Annotated in this window: 16 protein-coding genes; 5 read left to right on the plus strand and 11 right to left on the minus strand. The window is 43.5% G+C overall.

The window, feature by feature from the left end; translation table 11 throughout:
- Positions 1–5 precede the first annotated feature (5 nt).
- Complete coding sequence (locus EDC44_RS02170; protein WP_131974927.1) at positions 6–449, minus strand: DNA polymerase III subunit chi; 444 nt, start codon at positions 447–449, stop codon at positions 6–8.
- Positions 450–581: 132 nt separating this feature from the next.
- On the opposite strand from EDC44_RS02170, the gene queA reads away from it, so the two are divergent.
- Complete coding sequence (gene queA / locus EDC44_RS02175; RefSeq protein ID WP_131974929.1) at positions 582–1,661, plus strand: tRNA preQ1(34) S-adenosylmethionine ribosyltransferase-isomerase QueA; 1,080 nt, start codon at positions 582–584, stop codon at positions 1,659–1,661.
- A gap of 55 nt (positions 1,662–1,716) precedes the next feature.
- Here queA and EDC44_RS02180 read toward each other — a convergent pair whose 3' ends face one another.
- The 10 genes from EDC44_RS02180 to rsmI all read right to left on the minus strand — a co-directional run bounded on the left by EDC44_RS02180 (position 1,717) and on the right by rsmI (position 17,340).
- Complete coding sequence (locus EDC44_RS02180; protein WP_131974931.1) at positions 1,717–2,652, minus strand: glycosyl transferase family 90; 936 nt, start codon at positions 2,650–2,652, stop codon at positions 1,717–1,719.
- 38 nt (positions 2,653–2,690) lie between these two features.
- Positions 2,691–3,536 carry a glycosyl transferase family 90 gene (locus EDC44_RS02185; protein WP_131974933.1) on the minus strand — a complete coding sequence of 282 codons (846 nt, stop codon included), beginning with the start codon at positions 3,534–3,536 and terminating at the stop codon, positions 2,691–2,693.
- Between the two features lie 73 nt (positions 3,537–3,609).
- A complete protein-coding gene (locus tag EDC44_RS02190) occupies positions 3,610–4,527 on the minus strand; it encodes a glycosyl transferase family 90 (RefSeq protein WP_131974934.1) in 918 nt (305 codons plus the stop codon).
- A gap of 21 nt (positions 4,528–4,548) precedes the next feature.
- Entirely contained in the window at positions 4,549–6,390 is a 1,842-nt protein-coding gene (locus EDC44_RS02195) for an O-linked N-acetylglucosamine transferase, SPINDLY family protein (RefSeq protein WP_131974936.1), read from the minus strand.
- On the minus strand, positions 6,391–8,208 hold the full coding sequence (locus tag EDC44_RS02200) for an O-linked N-acetylglucosamine transferase, SPINDLY family protein (protein ID WP_131974938.1): 1,818 nt from the start codon (positions 8,206–8,208) through the stop codon (positions 6,391–6,393).
- Positions 8,208–10,082 (minus strand): O-linked N-acetylglucosamine transferase, SPINDLY family protein, encoded by a 1,875-nt coding sequence (locus EDC44_RS02205; RefSeq protein ID WP_131974940.1) that lies wholly within the window; start codon positions 10,080–10,082, stop codon positions 8,208–8,210. Before EDC44_RS02205 ends, EDC44_RS02200 begins: the two co-directional genes overlap by 1 nt.
- A 79-nt stretch (positions 10,083–10,161) precedes the next feature.
- Entirely contained in the window at positions 10,162–12,228 is a 2,067-nt protein-coding gene (locus EDC44_RS02210; RefSeq protein ID WP_131974942.1) for an O-linked N-acetylglucosamine transferase, SPINDLY family protein, read from the minus strand.
- Between the two features lie 10 nt (positions 12,229–12,238).
- Entirely contained in the window at positions 12,239–14,152 is a 1,914-nt protein-coding gene (locus EDC44_RS02215) for an O-linked N-acetylglucosamine transferase, SPINDLY family protein (RefSeq protein ID WP_131974944.1), read from the minus strand.
- Between the two features lie 27 nt (positions 14,153–14,179).
- Positions 14,180–16,297 carry an O-linked N-acetylglucosamine transferase, SPINDLY family protein gene (locus EDC44_RS02220; RefSeq protein WP_131974946.1) on the minus strand — a complete coding sequence of 706 codons (2,118 nt, stop codon included), beginning with the start codon at positions 16,295–16,297 and terminating at the stop codon, positions 14,180–14,182.
- 203 nt (positions 16,298–16,500) lie between these two features.
- Positions 16,501–17,340 carry a 16S rRNA (cytidine(1402)-2'-O)-methyltransferase gene (rsmI, locus tag EDC44_RS02225; RefSeq protein WP_131974948.1) on the minus strand — a complete coding sequence of 280 codons (840 nt, stop codon included), beginning with the start codon at positions 17,338–17,340 and terminating at the stop codon, positions 16,501–16,503.
- Between the two features lie 83 nt (positions 17,341–17,423).
- On the opposite strand from rsmI, the gene EDC44_RS02230 reads away from it, so the two are divergent.
- From EDC44_RS02230 to dolP, 4 genes are read left to right on the plus strand one after another with little or no spacing between them, the layout of a single operon-like run.
- A complete protein-coding gene (locus tag EDC44_RS02230) occupies positions 17,424–19,139 on the plus strand; it encodes a penicillin-binding protein activator (protein ID WP_131975123.1) in 1,716 nt (571 codons plus the stop codon).
- A 5-nt stretch (positions 19,140–19,144) separates the two neighbouring features.
- Positions 19,145–19,504 (plus strand): YraN family protein, encoded by a 360-nt coding sequence (locus tag EDC44_RS02235; RefSeq protein WP_131974950.1) that lies wholly within the window; start codon positions 19,145–19,147, stop codon positions 19,502–19,504.
- Positions 19,505–19,507: 3 nt separating this feature from the next.
- Entirely contained in the window at positions 19,508–20,089 is a 582-nt protein-coding gene (locus EDC44_RS02240; protein WP_131974952.1) for a D-sedoheptulose-7-phosphate isomerase, read from the plus strand.
- Positions 20,090–20,135: 46 nt separating this feature from the next.
- Complete coding sequence (dolP, locus tag EDC44_RS02245) at positions 20,136–20,720, plus strand: division/outer membrane stress-associated lipid-binding lipoprotein (protein WP_131974954.1); 585 nt, start codon at positions 20,136–20,138, stop codon at positions 20,718–20,720.
- Positions 20,721–20,788 lie beyond the last annotated feature (68 nt).

Below are 20,788 nucleotides of genomic sequence, written 5' to 3' on the forward strand. Positions count from 1 at the left end.
TAGTCCTATCCTTTTTCCGTCATCATTTCAAAGCCAAGCCGGCGGTAAATTTTATAACGTTCTCTCGCAAGAGCTTTTTCATTTTCTGCTTGCGGCACAAAATCAATAACCTGATGAAAATTTTGGGCAAAATCCGGCACGTTGTTTTGCAAAGAAATCAATAAATCACGGCGTTGGGCATTACGTTTGCCGACCCAGGAAATTTCAATCGGCGTGGCATAATTGGTAATCTCACCGGATAAATTATGCGGCACAAATTGATCAGGCTCCCGTTGCCACAAGGCCTCATCTAAATTCAATGCTTGTTGTTCCGTTTCACAGGCAATCAACACCCGCTTGCCAATCCGCCACGCATCAGCCGCCAAATCACAGGCAAGCACTTCTGCCGCAGATAATTCAGCGGTAGATTGTGTATGCTCAATCACATAAAACTTTGCTTGTTTTGCCATCTTGCTCACCTTGTACTTAACCCAATAAGGGTTGAATTTTAGCGAAAAACAACATAAAAATAAAGAAAATTACCCGTTTCAGTGATACACTACGCCTCAAATTTTATTTCTGATTTAACGTATTTTAACACTATGCTAGTTTCCGATTTCCATTTTGATTTACCCAATGAACTCATCGCCTGTTATCCTAAAACCGAACGCAAATCCAGCCGTTTATTGCAGCTCAATGGTGAAAACGGGGAGATTTTCCACCGCACTTTTGCCGATGTAATAGATTTAATCAATGAAGGGGATTTGCTGATTTTCAATAACACCCGCGTGATTCCCGCCCGTATGTTTGGACGCAAAGCCAGTGGCGGCAAAGTTGAAGTGTTAGTTGAACGCATATTAAGCGAAAGCCGTTTTCTCGCTCACGTTCGTTCATCCAAAGCACCGAAAGCCGGAACGGCGCTGTATCTCGGTGAAGATAAACTAGGTGACGGCAACGGTGTAAAAGCAGTAATGATTGGTCGACAAGATGCGTTATTTGAATTAGAAATTGCCGAGAAATCCACCGCACTTTTAGACGTATTACAACAAATCGGCCATATGCCACTGCCGCCATACATTGACCGCCCTGACGAAGAGGCGGATCAGGAACGTTATCAAACAGTATATAGCAAAGTGCCCGGTGCAGTGGCCGCACCGACTGCCGGTTTGCATTTTGATGATGAATTATTGGCTCAGCTTAAAACCAAAGGGGTAAATTTTGCTTTTGTAACGTTGCACGTCGGCGCGGGAACGTTCCAACCGGTGCGGGTAGAGAAAATTGAAGATCATCATATGCACGCAGAATATGTGGAAGTATCACAAGATGTGGCGGATGCCGTATTAGCCACAAAAGCGGCGGGAAAACGTGTTATCGCGGTAGGAACAACATCAGTACGTTCTATTGAAAGTGCCGCGTTGGCATCAGAACAAAATCGCAGTGGGAATTTGCTTGATCCGTATTTTTCCGACACCTCTATTTTTATTTATCCCGGCAAAAAATTCCGTGTGATTGATTGCCTAATCACCAATTTCCACTTACCGGAAAGTACGCTAATTATGCTGGTTTCCGCCTTTGCCGGTTATCAGCATACAATGAACGCCTATAAAAGTGCGGTAGAAAAGCGCTATCGTTTCTTCAGCTATGGCGATGCGATGTTTATTACTAAAAACACGGCGCTTTAAACAAAGTAAAAGTGCGGTAAATTTTCAAAAAGTTTACCGCACTTTATTGTTATTTCTATTTCTTAGAAACCTGAACCCTATAAGACTGGTTTCGCTTCCGCATTCCCACTAACTTTTGCTGCCATACTTCAACTGCTTTTTCATAAGTTAGATTATTTTGTGCAAATTCCAAAGCATTTTGAGCAATTTCGCGGTAATAGGCTTCGCCGTTACTTTCTACAAAATCTATTTGTTGCAATAAATCTGAAAAATCATTTTTCACTGGAATAAAATGTTTATACGGATCTAAATCGAAATGGAAATAACTCTTCCATCTGCGTTCTTGAATAAACAATACACGTCCTGTTGCCAATAAAAACGGAATACGTCCGCTATAACCGTTGCCTTCAATATCAATTAGATATTTGTAGTGGGTATGATCCGGCAGACTGATATAAGGTACAGATTTACCCAAGAACTTATTACTTACCATAGTATCATGAGCTTCGATTTTATCCGGATGTGCAGCTGCGATTTTCATAAACATCGAGCGATTTTTATGCGTTTGCACATTACCGATCCAAAACAGTTTATCGCTTTGCGGCGGCATTCTACTACGTCGAATAATTTCTGTCATCGTTTCGGTATAATTCGCGATCCCCGCCACCTTCCACGCATCAAATACAAAATCCGGCACACAAAACGGCAGATCTTCTTTATCTTCAACGCAATAATAAAAATGATACTCTTGTGGTTTTTCTTTAGGATAATCACCAAAGTGCACTATGATATTCATATTCAAATGCACTTTATCAAACAGCCCCTGCAATGCATCCAAAATCATTTTCATACTGGAATCGCCACGCAATTCAATGCGATCGTTTTGTTTAAAGCTATCTACTCCGCCTTTACGAATGGAAACTTCCATTGAATAATCCGTACTTGGTTTAAGTATTCTTTCTGATACGGGTTGAACTTTATTTTTTGCTCTATTTATCGTAATCGTAACCATTTCTAGTCCTTACATTAACTTAACCAACGATCTTTCTATTAATGAGCTTGTAATAATTTAAACAGCAAGACATTAACCGCTTTTTCATAGGTCAATTTGTTTTGTACAAATTCTAAGGCATTGTGGGCAATTTTGCGGTAATATTCTTCACCTTGTGCTTCCATAAATTTGATTTGATGCAGTAGGTTGGATAAATCGTTTTTTACCGGAATAAAGTGTTTATAGGGTTCAAGCGAAAAGTGAAAATAGCTTTTCCATTTGCGTTCCTGAATAAATAACACCCGTTGGCTTGCCAGCAAAAACGGAATCCTGCCGCTGTAACCGTTGCCTTCGATATCAATCAGATATTTATATTTGGTATGATCCGGCAGGCTGATATAGGAGGCCGGCTTGCCTAAAAATTTGTCACGTACCATGGTGTCATAGGCTTCGATTTTATCCGGATGGGCCTGGGCAATCTCCATCAGTTTGGCACGATTACGATGGGTTTTCACATTACCTATCCAAAACAGTTTTTCACTTTCATAAGGCTGGTTGCCGCGGCTGATAATCTCATTGATGGTGGTTGTATAATTCTCAATACCAGCCAGTTTCCACGAGTCAAACACAAAATCCGGTATGACGTGGTTGATGTCTTTTTCATCGGCAATGCAATAATAAAAATGATCTTTTTCAATCGCTTGTTGCGGATAATCACCGATATGAATCGTAATATCCCGATTTATACCAACCTGTCCCACTAACTTAAACAATGCATCCAGTAACATTTTAAGACTGGAATCGCCCCGCATTTCGATTTGTGCATTTTGTTTTACACTTGCCACGCCGCCTTTGCGGATGCTGATCTCCATCGAATAATCAGGCTGTTTTTGTGCCTCTGTCATGGTAAATCCTTATGCTGTTAATTATTTATAGTGTTTTCTGTTTTGTAAAATATCGGCAGAATCCGACCGCACTTTATTCTGCCAGCAATCGCTGCTGCCAGATCTCAACAGCTTTTTGATAAGTCAAGTGACTCTGCACAAATTCTAAAGCATTTTTTGTGATTTTTTGGTAAAAATCATCTCCCTGTTCATCTACCCACACTAATTGTTTGAGCAAATCTGACAAATCATTTTTTACCGGAATAAAATGTTTATACGCTTCTAAATCAAAATGAAACCAACTTTTCCATTTGCGTTCCTGAATAAACAATACACGCCCTGTTGCCAGTAAAAACGGAATTCTGCCGCTGTAACCCACACCTTCGATATCAATCAGATATTTGTACTTGCAATGGTCAGGTAAAGACACATAAGGTACATCCGCCCCGCCCTTTAAAGCTTTACCGATAAAGGTGCTGTATGCCTCGATTTTATCGGGATGGGCTTGGGCGATTTCCATCAATTTGGTTCGGTTACTATGGGTTTGCACATTGCCGATCCAAAAAAGTCTGTCACTTTCAAACGGCATTTTGCCGCGGGCGATGATCTCATTAAGGGTATCGGTATAATTTTCCACACCGGCAACCGTCCACGAATCGGCAACAAAATCCGGCACGGCATGGGGTAAATCTTTACGGTCGGCAACGCAGTAATAGAAATGATTTTTCTCTAATACCGTATCGGGAAAATCTCCCACATGGATCACAATATCTTTGTTTATCGACCGTTTTTGAAATAAACCGATTAATGCGTCAATCACCATTTTCAAGCTGGATTCACCACGTACTGCCATATGTCCGACTTGCTCGACACGGGAAATCATACCGTCTTGAATACTGATTTTGATATGAGCGTCCTGTGGCACAATAGAAAATCTCGGTTTCGGTCTGTTCGGAGTTTCTGCCGGTTTCGTGGCCGGTCTGGCTTTTGCTTTATTTATCGTAATAATCATATTTACTCTAATTGTTCTGTGTTATCTGCACGCTTCCCGCCAAATTTCTCGTATCAGTTTGCACCAATCATCAGCAAAGGCGGCGGTATCAAATAACGGTGATTGGCGGACTGTTTCCCGCATAGTGTTACGCAGGGTTGCCAGTGCTTGCCGTTGCGAAGGTTTTGCCCAATAGAGCGCTTTGTTGATGTATTCGGCGTACGAACGGCAGACAAACTGCGGAAAACCCGCCGCGCTCAGTAATTGTTCGCCTTGGCGGGCAATCATACCCGGTTGGGTGTATGTCAGCGTTGGCACGCCCATCCAAAGAGCATCTACGGTGGTAGTACCGCCCGGAAACGGGAAGGTATCTAAAATCAAATCGATGTTGTTATGTGCCTGCAAATAACCGAGCCACGGGCTTCTGCTGCTGAATTGTACGTATTGCGGATTAAAACCAAGTGCGGTCAGTTTTTCGGCAAATTTCTGCTGTTTCTGTTTGCCGATGGCATGTCCTTTAAAATGCCAACGAGCTTGTGGCAGAGCTTGGGCGATTTCGACCCACAGCTGCAATACTTCATCGCTGATTTTCAACGGATTTTGAAAGCAGCCGAAGGTGATATAGCCGTTTTTCAATGCCGGTAGTGTGCCAACTTCCACATCGGCAACCGGCGGTTGCATACAGAGGCGGGTATGCGGCAAGCGATAGACGGTTTCGCTGTATAAATGCTCTTCGCCCATCGGTACGCAATAAGGATCAGCGATAATACCGTTCATATCGGGCAAGCCGGTGGTGGCGAAATAGCCCAGCCATTCCAGCTGTATCGGTGCGGTTTGGGCAAAAAATACCCCCACGCGGTTTTTGCCGGTGTAACCGCTTAGATCAATCAGAATATCTACGCCGTCTGCACGGATTTGGTCGCGCACTTTAGCATCCGTCCAAGCATCGATCCGGTGCCAATGGGAAAATAGCGGACGTACTTGTTTGGCAAGATTGTCGTTCATATTGGTATTGAGATAAAGTGACCAATCAAATTGCTTCACTGCTTCAGATAATAACAATCCGCGTAAAAATCGCCCGACAGGGTGCATATCACGTAGATCGGCGGTAACTAAACCGATACGTAGTTTTTTCTCGGCATTGGCAGGGTTTGTAACCTTAATCGGAGGTAAGACTATACGGCTTTCCTGCACACAACGGGAAGCATAGTGCATAGTATCTCGGGCAATTTTTGCTGCATCGTAAGGAGAGTTGTAACATTGGGTCATCGCCCAATTTCCTAAGGAATCAATATAAGTCGGGTCATGGTTCAATACGCGTTTGTGCCAAAGTGCCGATTGCTGTGGCTGTTGCAACTTGCCATATACGGTAGCAATGTTGAACATTGTCGCCGTATCGTTAGGTTGTATAGTTAAGATTTTTTCATACACAGCTAAGGCTTGCGGATAATCCTGCTTATCCACATATACCGAACCTAATGTCAGCAATGCGGCTACGCCCTTGGGCTGGATGGCAAGCGAACGGTTAAGGTAATCTACCGCCTGCGGATACTGCTTTAAACGGTGGTAAACGGTGCCGATATTCGCCAATACTACAGCATTATTTTCATAATCGGGAATACGTTGGAATACCTCAATCGCATCCTGATAGCGGCTGCTACGCATCATCATTACAGCGGTGTTGTTTAACAATGCGTAATTTGTCGGATAATCAGCCAAGGCTTGTTGTGCTAATACGAGCGCATCTAATGCACCATTTTGCTTGTCCGTTTCCATAATGCGTTGAATATACTCGCCTGCAGTCGGTTTGTGTTCGGATGGTTGCACTGCTGCCGTTTGAACCGGCGGAATAGTCCGTTTGTTGCGGATGATTTGAACTGCCATTTATACCGCCTCCTGTTGGCAGGTTTGCTGCCAGATTTCCCTGATTAAATTGCACCAATCTTGGGCAAATTTTTCGGTATCAAACAACGGCGATTGCAACACTTGTTCACGCAAAACGGCACGCAATGCTGCTAAAGATTTACGCTGTGTCGGATTCGCCCAATAAAGGGCTTTTTCACGATATTCCGGTAATGAACGGCAGACAAATTGCGGTAAGCCCGCCGCACTCAGTAATTGTTCTCCTTGTCGTGCCACCATACCGGGTTGGGTAAAGGTAATCGTCGGCACGCCCATCCACAGTGCTTCCGTAGTGGTTGTCCCTCCTGTGTAAGGGAAAGTATCTAAGATCAAATCGATGTCATTATAAGCTCGAAAATAATCGGCATGACTGCTACGCCCGCTGAACAATAAACGTTCCGGGTTAAATCCCATTTCCACCAATTTTTGCTTAAATTCAAGCTGGCGGCTGGAATCAGGCATGTGTTCTTTACCTTTAAAATGCCAACGGGCATCGGGTAGCTGACGGGCTATGTCCAACCATTGCTTTAATACCTCATCATTAAGCTTTTGCGGATTTTGGAAACAGCCAAAAGTGATATAGCCGTTTTGCAATGCAGGTAACGGAGCAACACTGACATCATAACGCGGCGGTCGCATACATAAACGGGTATGAGGCAAATACCAGACTTTTTCGCTGAAAAAACGAGCTTCTTCTTTCGGTACGCAATATTCATCGGCAATCACACCGTTCATATAAGGCAATCCTGTGGTGTTAAACCAGCCCAACCATTGTAATTGCACCGGCACGACCTGTGAGACAAACAGGCTGGCACGGTTGTTGCCGGTATAGCCGTTTAGATCGATCAAAATATCTACGCCGTCTGAACGGATGGTTTCCACCAACTGTGCATCCAACCAAATATCAATATCGTGCCAGTGGCTAAACAGCGGGCGGATACGGCGAGCCAGCCGGTCATTATGGCTTTCGGTCATATATGCCGACCATTCAAACTGCTTAACAGTTTCTGAAGTGAGCAAGCCGTCAATAAAATAGCCAACGGCGTGTTCGCGTAAATCGGAAGAAACCAAGCCGATATGCAGTTTTTTATGTGGATTTCGTGCCAAAACAGGCGGCAATACTTGATGATAGGCGTTACTGAAGGCTTGTGCATACTGCTTGATGTCGTTGCTGATTTTTTCGGCATCATAAGGCTGCATATAATGCAGGGTAAATGCCCAGTTCGCCAACGCACTGTGATTTTTAGGCGCTAATTCCAAGGCACGGCGATACCAACGGTCTGATTGCTTTAAGTTTTTCAGCCTGCCATATACCAAACCTAAATTATATGGCACTTGAGCATTATCTTCCTCAATACTCAAAAACTTCAAATAGGTGTCAACGGCATCTAAATTATAGCCTAAACGTGATTGTGCGACCCCAAGATTGAGTAAGGCGGGCAAATGATTGGGTTTAATATCCAAGGCTTTTGTCAAATAATCTAACGCTTGTTTAAAGTTTTCCATCCGGATATAAGCTAAGCCTATATTGGTCAGTATTGAAATATTTTTTTCATATCCCGGAATACGTTCAAATAACTTAATCGCCTCTTCATAATATTTATTTTCGATCAGTAGAATTGCAGTTTTCCGCAATAAGCCTTGGTGTTGCGGAAATTCCGTCAAATAGGCTTTGGCAGCCGCTAATGCCGCAGATAAACCTTTTTGCTTTTCAATTTGGTCAATTTTCTTTAAATAATCGTCCGCTATGGGATTTACCGGAGAGCAAGATGCTTTTTTTCGCTGAATAATAATCGCCATTATTGCGCCCTTTTTTCACAGGCATCACGCCATGTTTGACGGATCAAATCACTCCAATCTTGTGCAAAACGGGCGTTATCAAATAACGGAGAAGCCAGCACTTGTGCACGCAAGCCGTTATGCAGCTGTGCCAATATTTCACGTTGTGCCGGATTTGCCCAATATAGGGCTTTTTCTATGTATTGCTCACGAGTGTGACAAACAAATTCATTCAAACCCACCGCACACAACATCTGCTCACCTTGTCGGGCAATCATACCGGTTTGAGTCAAAGTAATGGTCGGCACTCCCATCCATAAGGATTCGGCGGTGGTCGTGCCGCCCGGATAAGGGAAAGTGTCTAAAATCAAATCTACCTGATTATGGGTTTCAAAATATTCAGCCCGCAGGCTTGGACCGGTAAAAATCAGATGGTTAGCGTTAAATCCCAAACCGCTTAATTTGTCTGCAAATCGGTGCTGTACCTCACTGCCCGGCTTGTGTTCACCATTTTTAAATAACCAACGGGCCTCCGGCAATGCTTTTGCAATTTGTGCCCAAGTTTGTAGCACTTCATCATTGATTTTAGATGGATTTTGAAAACAACCAAAAGTTATATAACCGTTTGATAACGCCGGTAATGGTGCAACGGCAACCTGCTCTCTTGGCGGTTGCATGCATAAACGAGTATGCGGCAGACGATAAACTTTTTCGCTATATAAATGCTCTTCACCCACCGGTACACAATACGGATCGGCAATAATACCGTTCATATTCGGCAGACCGGTGGTGGCGAACCAACCCAGCCATTCTAATTGCAACGGTGCGGCTTGCACGGTAAAAATACCGAAACGGTTTTTCGCGGTATAACCGCTCAAATCAATCAACACATCAATGCCATCTGCACGAATCTGCTCGATGGCTTTGCTGTCTGTCCAAGGTTCAATATTGTGCCAGTTTTTAAACACCGGACGAACTTCGCGAGTCAGATTATCGTCAAAAGCACCGTTCAAATATGCCGACCAATCAAACTGTTTTGCCGCTTCAGACAGCAACAAACCCTGAATAAAGAAACCGACAGGATGGCAATCTTTTAAGTCTGCCGTCACTAAGCCGATGTGTAGTTTTTTCTCCGCCTCACGTGCTGTTGGTACAGACAGGTTCAACTTATGTGCCTCGGCACAGGCTTTGGCATAATGCATAATTTCTTTAGCAATACGCTCCGGTTCATAAGGCGTGCGATAATTTTGAATAAATGCCCAATTCCCCAATGCACTGGTAAAGCTCGGATCGAGCTCTAAGGCCTTTAAATAATATTCAGAAGCCCGTGCCAGATCGGTAGGCTGATACATTGTCGCCAAATTAAAGGCCACCTGCCGTTGGCTTGGATTTTTCGGCAAAGATAATGCTCGTTCATAATAGGCTATCGCCTGTACTTCATTGCCTAAGTCTTTTTGCACTAAGCCCATATTCAACACCGCATCCGGCTGATTGGGATCAAGTGCTAAGGCTTTGGCAAGATAATCGGCTGCTTTTTGATATTCGCGAATCTGACGGCTGGCCAGCCCAAGATTGGTTAATGCACCGACATTTTTGTCTAAATCAGGAATACGCTCAAACATGGCAATAGCTTCTTGCTGGCGATGTACCTGCATCAGCAATACCGCGGTCAGATTCAGCAAATTGGCGTTAGTCGGAAAATCTTTTACTGCCTGCTCCGCTAATACTAAGGCGTCTTGTGCTCCGCGGGATTTCCAAAGATTGTGGACTTCAATATAACGTTTTTTATCCGCCTCGGTCTGAGGTTGCTGCACACCGGCTTTTTGTAAAAATTTAGTCATTAAGGGGTTACTGATGGCTTTTTTCTGTTGCGGTACACGCGGTTTTTTACTCATGTTGGTCTTCCGATTTTATTTTTGCAAGCGGTCTTTTCTTTTAATATTTTGCAAAATCCGACCGCACTTTTCAAATGATTTATCCGGCTTGGTGCTCTGCCTGCCGACATCTGTCTCGCCACATGGTGCGGATTAAATCACACCAATCGCGAGCAAAACGTTCGGTGTCAAACACCGGTGATTCAGCTACTTGCTTACGCATACCGGCACGTAAATCGGCCAACTCCCGCCAGTGTGCCGGATTCGCCCAATATAAGGTTTTTTCAATATATTCTTCACAGCTGCGACAGACAAACTGTGTTAATCCCGCTGCACTCATCAACTGCTCACCTTGGCGGGCAATCATCCCCGGTAGCGGTAAAGTCAGTGTCGGCACCGCCATCCATAGTGCATCTGCCGTGGTAGTGCCGCCCGGATAAGGGAAAGTGTCTAAAATCAAATCAATATTATGATGAGATTTCAGATAATTTTCGCGCGATTGGCGGGCAGTGAAAATAATATTATCTGCCTTAAAACCAAGTGCGGTCAGTTTTTCAACAAATTCACGCTGTGAATTTTGATCAGACAGCCCACCGCTGGCACTTTGAAAACGCCAACGTGCCGTCGGCAAAGCTTCGGCGATTTTCCCCCAGGTTTGTAACACGCCTTCGCTGATTTTCAACGGATTCTGGAAACAGGCAAATGTCATATAACCATTTTGCAACGCAGGCAGTGGCGCAATATCCAGTTCATATTTCGGCGGCATCATACACAGACGGGTATGCGGCATACGGTAAACGGTTTCGCTGTATAAATGCTCTTCGGATTCCGGCACACAATAGGGATCGGCAATAATCGCATTGATATTCGGTTGGCCGGTGGTCGCAAACCAGCCCAGCCATTCCACCTGCAACGGTGCATTTTGGCTGAAAAACACGCTGATGCGGTTACGCCCTGTATAGCCGCTCAGATCCACCAGCACATCCACATTATCTGCCTGCACCTGCTCACGCACTTTTTGATCCGCCCAAGAGATAATTTCATGCCAGTGATCGAATAGCGATTCCACCCGACTACGCAAGTCGTCAAAATCGTGATTATTGACATACAGCGACCAATCATACTGCTTTGCCGCCTTTGATACCAACAGACCTTCTAAAAACTGCCCCACCGGATGAGATTCTTTGAAATCACCGGTAACAATGCCGATACGCAGTTTTTTCTCCGGATTCAAGGCTTTTACCGGTAACACGTCTATTGACTCGGCTTGGGCGCATAATCTGCCGTATTTCATGGTATTACGTGCAATACCTTCCGGATCGTAAGGGGAAATATAACATTGAGTCATCGCCCAGTTACCCATAGCAACCAAGTTTGCAGGATCGATATCCAGTGACTGCAAATACCAGCGGGAAGCCTCTTGCAGATTTTTCACCCGCATATAGGCTTGCGCCAGATAAAAACGCGCATTAGTGTTTTCCGGTTCCAGTGCCAGTGCTTTATGGAAATTTTCAATTGCCCGCTCCACTATATTCACATTCAGTAACGCCTGACCATAAGCCAACAGTGCAGTGATATTATGCGGGCGCAGGCACAAAGCTTTTTCCAGATAATCGATTTCCTGTTGAAATTGGTTCAAGCGGCGGTATGCCGTGGCGATATTGGACAATACCACGGCATCTTGGTCATAATTGGGAATGCGGAAAAACATCTCCAATGCCTGTTGGAAAGTCTTACAGCGTAAATGCATCACCCCGCCGTAATTTAACAGCGAGATGTTATCCGGATATTCCTGCAAGGCTTTTTGAATTTCCACTAAGGCTTCAGACGGACCACGTCGTTGCAACACCGCCCCGATATGATCCAGATGGGTTTTCAAAGATATTTTAGCAATCTCAGTCTGTTGTGCTCGCACTTTACCGACACGGTCGGTGATGGCAGTTTCCAATTTCGACTTAGGAATTTCTGCCTGTTTAACCTCTACTTTAATTTGTGATTGCAAACGAGCAGATGACACCTGCACTTTGACATTACCGGGAGCTTGTACCGTAATCGGCACATTAATATCTGCTTTGTTTACAGGCTTAATCCCCCTTGTCTGTAATAATCCACTGACAGCAGACAGTGTGTTGATAGTCTTTTTAATCACACGGACTTTGTTGTTCATTCTTATACCTTTATTTTTCCTGTGCTGCCTTTTTGCAAGCGTCCTGCCAAATCCGGCGAATTAAATTGCACCAATCTTCGCTGAATTTTACAGTATCAAATACAGGTGAGCTCAAAACCTGCTCACGCATTCCGACCTTTAATGCTGCCAGTTGCTCGCGGTTAGCCGGATTGCTCCAATATAACGCTTTTTCAACATACTCTTTGTGAGTTTGGCAGACAAATTGCGGATAACCCGCCGCACTCATCAGCTGTTCGCCTTGGCGGGCGATCATGCCCGGTAATGCCAGTGTTAAGGTTGGAACGCCCATCCATAGGGCATCGACAGTGGTTGTGCCGCCCGGGTAAGGGAAGGTGTCTAAAATCAAATCAATACCGTTGTGCGATTGAAAATATTTTTCACGTGCTTCGCTGTCGGTAAAAGTCAGATTATCAAGATTAAAACCGAGTGCCACCAGTTTTTCTTGGAATTTAATTTGTGCCGGTTTGCCCGGTGCATTAAGCGTACTTTTAAAATACCAACGGGCATCCGGCAGGGCTTGGGCTATTTTCGCCCAAGTTTGCAAGGTATCTTCACTGATTTTCAGCGGATTTTGATAACAGCCGAAAGTCATATAGCCGTTTTTTAATGCCGGTAATGTATCGATTTTCACCTGCTGATACGGCGGTTGCATACACAAACGGGTATGCGGCATACGGTAGATTTTCTCACTGTAAAGATGTTCTTCCGATTCCGGCACACAATAAGGGTCGGCAATCATCGCATTCATATGCGGCAGACCCGTAGTAGCAAACCAGCCTAGCCATTCAACCTGAACCGGTGCGGTTTGTGCCATAAAAATACCGGCACGGTTTTTCCCGGTGTAACCGCTTAAATCAATGAGAATATCCACTCCGTCTGAACGGATCTGCTCAATAGCTCGGGCATCCGTCCATACGCCGATATTGTGCCAATGTTTAAACAAGGGACGGACTTTTTGGGTCAGGCGGTCGTCATAAACACCGTTCATATAAGCAGACCAGTCAAATTGTTTGGCAGATTCATCACTTAGTAAACCTTCTAAGAAATACCCCACCGGATGCACATCTTTCATATCTGCGGTCACTAAGCCGATATGCAGCTTTTTCTTCGGATTTTCGGCTTTCACGGCAGGCAGTCGGATATTACGCCCTTTTACTGCTTTTTCGGCATAAGCAATGGTTTCACGGGTAATGCGTTTGGCATCGTAAGGCACCATATAATTCTGAATCAGTGCCCAGTTGCCTAATGCCGACAGGTGGGTCGGATTCAACTCCAAGGTCTTACGATAGCAGGCATTGGAAGCGGGTAAATCCTGTAATCTGCCGTAAGTTGTCCCTAAATTGTAGGAAATTTCTGCATTTTCCGGATCTTTATCCAAAATCTGGCGGTAATATTTCACTGCATCCGAATAGTTACCTAAATCCGTCTGCACCAAGCCCATATTTTGTAAGGTCGAAGCCCTATTCGGATCAATCGCTAAAACTTTATGGAAAATCTCAGCCGCTTTTTTGTATTGCTGCATCTGGCGGTAAGTGACCCCGAGATTGGTCAATACGCCGACATTTTTATCATAATCGGGAATACGTTCAAATGTTGTCACCGCTTCTTGAAAACGATTGTTTTTCATCAGTAAAATTGCCGTACAGTTTAGCAATGCCACCGATTGAGGATATTGTGCCAGTGCCTTTTCCGATGCGGTCAAAGCGTCCTGTGCACCGCGTGCTTTCTCAATCTGTGCAATTTCCGCCGTCAGCTTTTGTGTAGCTTGGGCGATGTTTTGAGTAGCTTGTTGCGGTTGTGTGTTCTTTACATCCACACCTGCTTTTTTCAGAAAACCGCTCATAAAAGAGGGGGTCTTTACCGCGCGTTTGGGTTGAACGATTCTTGTTGGTTTCTTACTCATAAAATTATCCTATTTTTAACCGCACTTTTACGCTTTGTTTTGCTCAACGGCATCTTGCCAAATTTGCTGAATCAAAGTACACCAGTCTTTACTGAATTGTGCCGTATTAAATAACGGTGAATTTCGTGCTTTCTCACGCATGGTTAAACGCATTTGATTTAATAAATTACGGTTAGCCGAATCCGCCCAATACAATGCTTTTTCCACATATTGCTGAGGCGAATAAGTCACCAAATCAGCGAAACCGGCAGCGGATAACACTTGTTGCCCCTGACGGGAAAGCATACTCGGCAATGCCAGCGTAATAGTCGGTACGCCCATCCATAAAGCATCTACGGTAGTTGTTCCGCCCGGATAAGGGAAGGTATCTAAAATCAAATCAATCTTGTTGTAAGTGGGAAAATATTCTGAGAAATGGGTTGTGCCGAAAAATTCGACTTGATTCATCGGAAAACCTAACTTTGTTAATTTCTGTTTGAAATCCGGCAAGTCTTCACTGTCGGTACTCAAACGTGCAGCTTGAAAACGCCAATGTGCACTTGGCACTTTTTTTGCTACTTCCGCCCACAGTTTCAAGACATCATCATTGACCTTGGTCAGATTTTGAAAACAACCGAAAGTGATATAACCCTTTTCTAAGGCCGGACTCAGATTGACTTGTGCCTCAGTACCGGGATAGTTCATACACAAACGCGTGTGCGGCAGGCGATAGACTTTCTCGCTGTACCATTTTTCCTCTTCCGACGGCACGCAATACGGATCGGCAATAATTGCTTGCATGGTCGGCAAGCCTGAAGTCGCAAAATATCCAAGCCAAGTTACTTGCACCGGTGCTGATTGGGCGGCAAAAATAGCTAAACGATGTCCGGCAGTTAATCCGTTTAAATCCAATAGAATATCAATTTCATCTTGTTCTATTTGCTTGATGACCTCTTCATCACTTAATGCTTTGATTTTATGCCATGCTTTAAAAGTGGGACGTATTTGTTCGCTCACTTCATCGAATACATCGGAATTGGCATATGCGGTCCAGTCAAACTGTTTAGCCTCCTCCGACATTAATAAACCACGGGCAAACAGCCCGACCGGATGACGACGTAAATCGGATGATACGACACCGATATGCAAACGCTCTTTGGCTTTAGCCAATCTTTGAACAGCGTGAACAGCTTGTTTAACATAGGTTTCACCCAAACGAAAACTGTCCCTTGCCGTCTGCTCGGCTTGATTTAATACATATTGGCGATTAAGAACAAGGCTCACTTGTGCATCAATATCATCAGGTTTGATTTTCAATCCCTGCTCACAAGCTTCGCAAGCTTTATCAAATTGAAGCGTAAAATGATAACACTTACCTAAACCGAACCACAGATCCGCATTATGTGGATCTAACTTAACCGCCTGCTCGTAATATCGCACCGCACCACGATAATTTTCCAATCGACGTTTAGACCAAGCACCGTTTTGCCAAGCCGTCACATTATTTTGATCTAACGCCACAATTTGATCGTAATAGATCTCGGCATCACGATATTCCTTTCGATTAAAATAAAGTGCGGCGATATTTAGCAACGTTTTTAAACTATCCGGTTCAACGGCAAGCACCTTTTTATAGTTTTCAATCGCTTCATCAATACGGTTTTCATCACGTTGCAATAAAACAGCCAAATTCCATAACGCATCTTTATTGTCCGCCTGTAATTGTAGTGCACGTCGCAAATTTTGTTCGGATAAATCCAATTGGTTAAGTGTTTGATAAGCTTGACCGATATTACTGTAAGTTGATGCGTTTTTTTGTGTATCATCAATCTTCAACCATAATTCCAATGCTTCGGCAATACGTCCGCTTTGTGCCAATAATACGCCCGTTAAATTCAGAATATTACCGTCTTTCGGAAATTCCGCGGCAGCCTTCAATCCTAAGGATAACGCCTGAGCCACGCCTTGGGTTTGCCATAATTTAACTAATTCAATATAACGCTGTTTCGCTGTCTGCGGATTGGAAGAAGGTTCTTGTCCCTGAATCCGTACTGATTGCACTTTTGATTTTACGGTAGAAACCCCGGCCTTTTGAAAAAATTTATTCATCAGGGGATTAACAGAAACAGGACGCTTCTGTGACGTACGGACGGGCTTTTTACGCATAAAATATTTCCTAAAATAACAATTGATAAGGTTTATCGACCAAAATCAAATAAAAGTGCGGTTAAAATTCACAGGATTATAATAAAAAATAACCGGAAACTCAAAAGCGATTCCGGTTATTTCCGTTATTTCATTCGTTAGGCAAGCGCACTGACAACCAATTAATATTTTTAACAAAAAATTAATACATTCAAACGGATAGATCAAAAATTATCCAACCCGAATTGATATAGGGTATTTTTCTTATAACCGTATAATTCCGCCACAATCGCCGCCGCTTTTTTCAGCGGTAATTCTTGTGCAATCAATTGCAACGCTTTAATGGTTTGCGGATTGATTTCATCATTGTCGGATTTCCGTTTACCTTCGATGATCAACACCATTTCGCCCTTGGTGCGATTCGGGTCTTCCGACAGCCATTGGCGTAAATTACCCACGCTATCACCGGAAATGGTTTCCCACGTTTTGGTAATTTCGCGAGCCAGCACAATATAACGATCAGCCCCCAGCACGGTTTCCACATCAGCTAAAGTAGCTAAAATGCGGTGAGTGGATTCATAAAAGATCAAAGTGCGGTCTTCTTCCGCTAAATTTTGCAGTTTATCGCAACGAGCTTTGCTTTTTGCCGGTAAAAAGCCTTCGAAACAAAAACGATCAGAAGCAATACCTGAAGCACAAAGTGCGGTAATCGCCGCACAAGCCCCCGGCAACGGTACGACTTTAATGCCTGCCAAATGGCATTTGTGCACCAAATGAAAACCGGGATCGCTGATTAACGGTGTGCCCGCATCGGAAATTAACGCAATATTATGACCTTCTTGTAATTTCGCCACCAACACATCGGATTTTTGTTGTTCATTATGATCATGCAGTGCAAAAAACGGCTTTTTAATACCGTAATGACTAAGCAATAAACCGCTGTGGCGGGTGTCTTCGGCGGCAATCAGATCTACTTCGGCAAAAACTGTTAATGCACGCTGAGTAATATCCTGTAAATTGCCGATTGGCGTGGCAACAATATATAAAATACCTGAATTATTCATAAATTTCTGTCTTTCTATTTGATTTTATGAGTTGAGATAAGTAAGATCATCAAAGTCTATTCATTTTTAATGGAGCAACTATGTTGACTATTCTATTACAACGCATTGATTTTAGAAAATTATTAATGCTGGCATTGTCTTTATTTTTAGCAAGTTGTACGAATTTATTTACAAATCCGATTACCGAATCGCTAAAAAGTGATGCCAATGCCAATTCCGATTTTTATTTAAATCGTGTATCACAAGCCAAAGATCTTGAAGATAAGCAAAGTTATCAATTACTTGCTGCTCGTGTGATGGTGAATGAAAATAAAATCGCTCAAGCGGAAGCTCAACTGGCAGAATTAAAAGATTTAAATGATGAACAATTATTGGATAAATCACTCATTGAAGCAGATATTGCCGCGGTAAAAAGGGAAAATCAACGAGCTGCCGCTAAATTGCAAACCATTAATTTGAGCTTGCTAAGCAGTTCACAAAAATCCCGCTACTATCAAACGCAAGCCCGTCTCGCCGAAAACAGCAATGATATTTTAGCTGCCGTGCGTGCCCGTATTAATATGGACGCTTTAATTAAAGATACGCAGCGAAAACAAGAAAATATCGACCGCACTTGGGCCTTATTGCGTACTGCGAATAAAGGCATTATAAATACCGATGTATCCAATGAGCCTACATTAGCAGGGTGGTTGGCATTAACACAAACCTATAATGATAATGTTTCGCAACCGTCACAATTGACCCTCGCATTGCAAAATTGGCGTAACAGCTACCCGAATCACAGTGCGGCGTTCCAATTCCCGACAGAATTACAATCCGTGCTTAACTTCCAACCTACGGTTGGAGGCAATGTAGGATTGATTTTGCCTTTAAGCGGTGACAATCAATTAATCGGTACCACCATTAAAGCCGGTTTTGATGATGCCCGCGGCACGGAAGGGACGGCAGTACAAGTGTTTGATTCTGCCAGTACGGATGTAAACAGCATTGTGGAACAGGCAAACCAAAGCGGTATTACATCCTTGGTTGGTCCTCTGTTAAAACCGAACGTAGATACTGCATTAAGTAATGCGGCAATTAATAACTTTAATGTATTGGCATTGAACTCAACACCAACCTCTAAAGCCATGGGCAAAGTATGCTACTACGGTTTATCGCCGGAAGACGAAGCGGAGGATGCCGCAACAAAAATGTGGAGCGACGGGATTCGTAAACCGTTGGTCATTGTACCGCAAAATGATTTGGGACAACGTGCCGCCTCCGCATTTAACGTTCGTTGGCAACAACTTTCTGCGACCGACTCTGTGGTGAAATTCTACAATGAAGTGGATGATATTATTTACAATTTACAAGATGTCATCGGTCAGGGCACACAAGCGTTATATGTGATTGTGACACAAAGCGAGCAATTACAAGGCATTAAAACCGCAGCGGATAACGGTAACTATGGGGTGAAAATTTATGCCAGTTCCCGCGGAAATTCCGCCAACAACGGTCCGGAATTCCGTTTGGCAATGGAAGGTGTTATCTTCAGTGATATTCCGTTCTTTACCGATACCACATCGGCTCAATATAAAAAAGTCGAAGCACAAACCAGCGGTAACTATCAGTTAATGCGTTTATATGCCATGGGTGCCGATGCCTGGCTTTTATCTAATCGGTTCAATGAATTACGTCAAGTGCCGGGGTACACAATCAGCGGTTTAACCGGTAAACTAAGTGCCGGTCCTAACTGTAATATCCAACGTGACATGAGCTGGTTCCAATATCAAAACGGTGAAATTGTGGCGATTAACTAATCACTATGTTTTCACCTAAACGGCAGCAAGGGGCGAGATTTGAACAACAGGCTCGCCTTTTTTTAGAATCTCAAGGCTTGCGGTTTATTGCGGCTAATCAAAATTTTAAGTGCGGCGAGCTGGATCTGATTATGGCTGACGGTACCACCACGGTGTTTGTGGAAGTCCGTCAACGGAAAAACGATCTTTATGGTTCTGCCATCGAAAGTGTCGGCAAACAAAAACAACAACGATGGCTTGCAGCAGCCAATATGTGGCTGGTTCAACGTAACCTTTCCCTTGAAGATGCCGACTGTCGTTTTGATCTCATTGCTTTTGGTCGTACGGAACAAGACATTGAATGGCTTCCTAATTTTTTAGATTAAACTATGTTAGAAAAAATCAAAACGCTCTATACGGAAAGCGTACAAACTCAAATTTCTGCGGCGGATCAACTCCCCGAATGTATTGTTCAAGCCGCTGAACAACTGACGAATTGCTTATTACGCGGCAATAAAATTATTGTATGCGGCCACGGTAAATCTTATGCGAACGCGCAATTTTTAGTCGCGAATTTACTTAATCGCTATTCTTTGGAACGTCCGAGTTTTCCCGCTGTCTTACTTTCTATGGATGGTGCGGTAGGTTCTGCGATAATTTCCGACAATAATATTAACTCGCTTTATCAACGCCAATTTAACGCGGTAGCTCAGAAAGGTGATATTTTAGTCGTATTATCTCCTTTCGGCGAAGAAGAATGCGTATTAAATGTGATTGACGGTGCCTTAAACAAAGAGTTACAAATTATTGTACTGAACAGCTTAAACAATGACCATATACACGGTTTGTTGTCGGAGCATGATTTGGAAATTTCAACGCCAAGTGCCAAAGAAAGCCGCATTTTAGAAAGCCATTTATTTATTATCAACGCATTATGTGAATTAATCGATCATCTTCTTTTTTCACATTAAACAAGCTGATATACTGCAATAAATCTTGATATTAAAGGAGAATAATATGAAACACGCAATTAGACTCGCACTTGTACTCGGCACTATGGTAGCCTTGCAAGGTTGTGTGGCACTAGGCATTGGCGCCGCCGTTGGTGTCGGAGCTAAAGTAGCAACGGATCCGCGTAGTGCCGGCACGCAAATCGATGATGAAACTCTTGAAGAACGCGTTATTTACGCCATCAAAAAAGATGAACAAATCAAAGCTGAAGGTCGAGTCAATGTAGTTGCTTACAGCGGTCGCGTATTATTAATCGGTCAAGTACCGCAAGAAGGCTTAAAAGATATCGCCAAAAGCCTGGCGGAAGGTGTTGAGGGTGTCAAGCCGGATCAAGTGTATAACGAACTCCGTATCGGTCAACCGATTACGGCCGGTCAAATCTCGAAAGATGCTTGGATCACATCTCAAGTCAAATCAAAATTGTTAATAAATTCTGATGTTAAAATGACCGCAGTAAAAGTCATTACCGAAAATGCGGAAGTCTTTTTAATGGGTAATCTCACTCGCTCACAAGCGGATGCAGCGGCTCAGGTTGCGGCAAATACTTCCGGTGTGACTAAAGTAGTTAAAGTCTTTAAATATTTGGATTAATTATCCGTTCTCAATTATTAAAAGTGCGGTGAAAATTTCTCAAATTTCCACCGCACTCTTGCTATTTA

This window comes from Cricetibacter osteomyelitidis, from assembly GCF_004340985.1.
Taxonomy (GTDB): domain Bacteria; phylum Pseudomonadota; class Gammaproteobacteria; order Enterobacterales; family Pasteurellaceae; genus Cricetibacter; species Cricetibacter osteomyelitidis.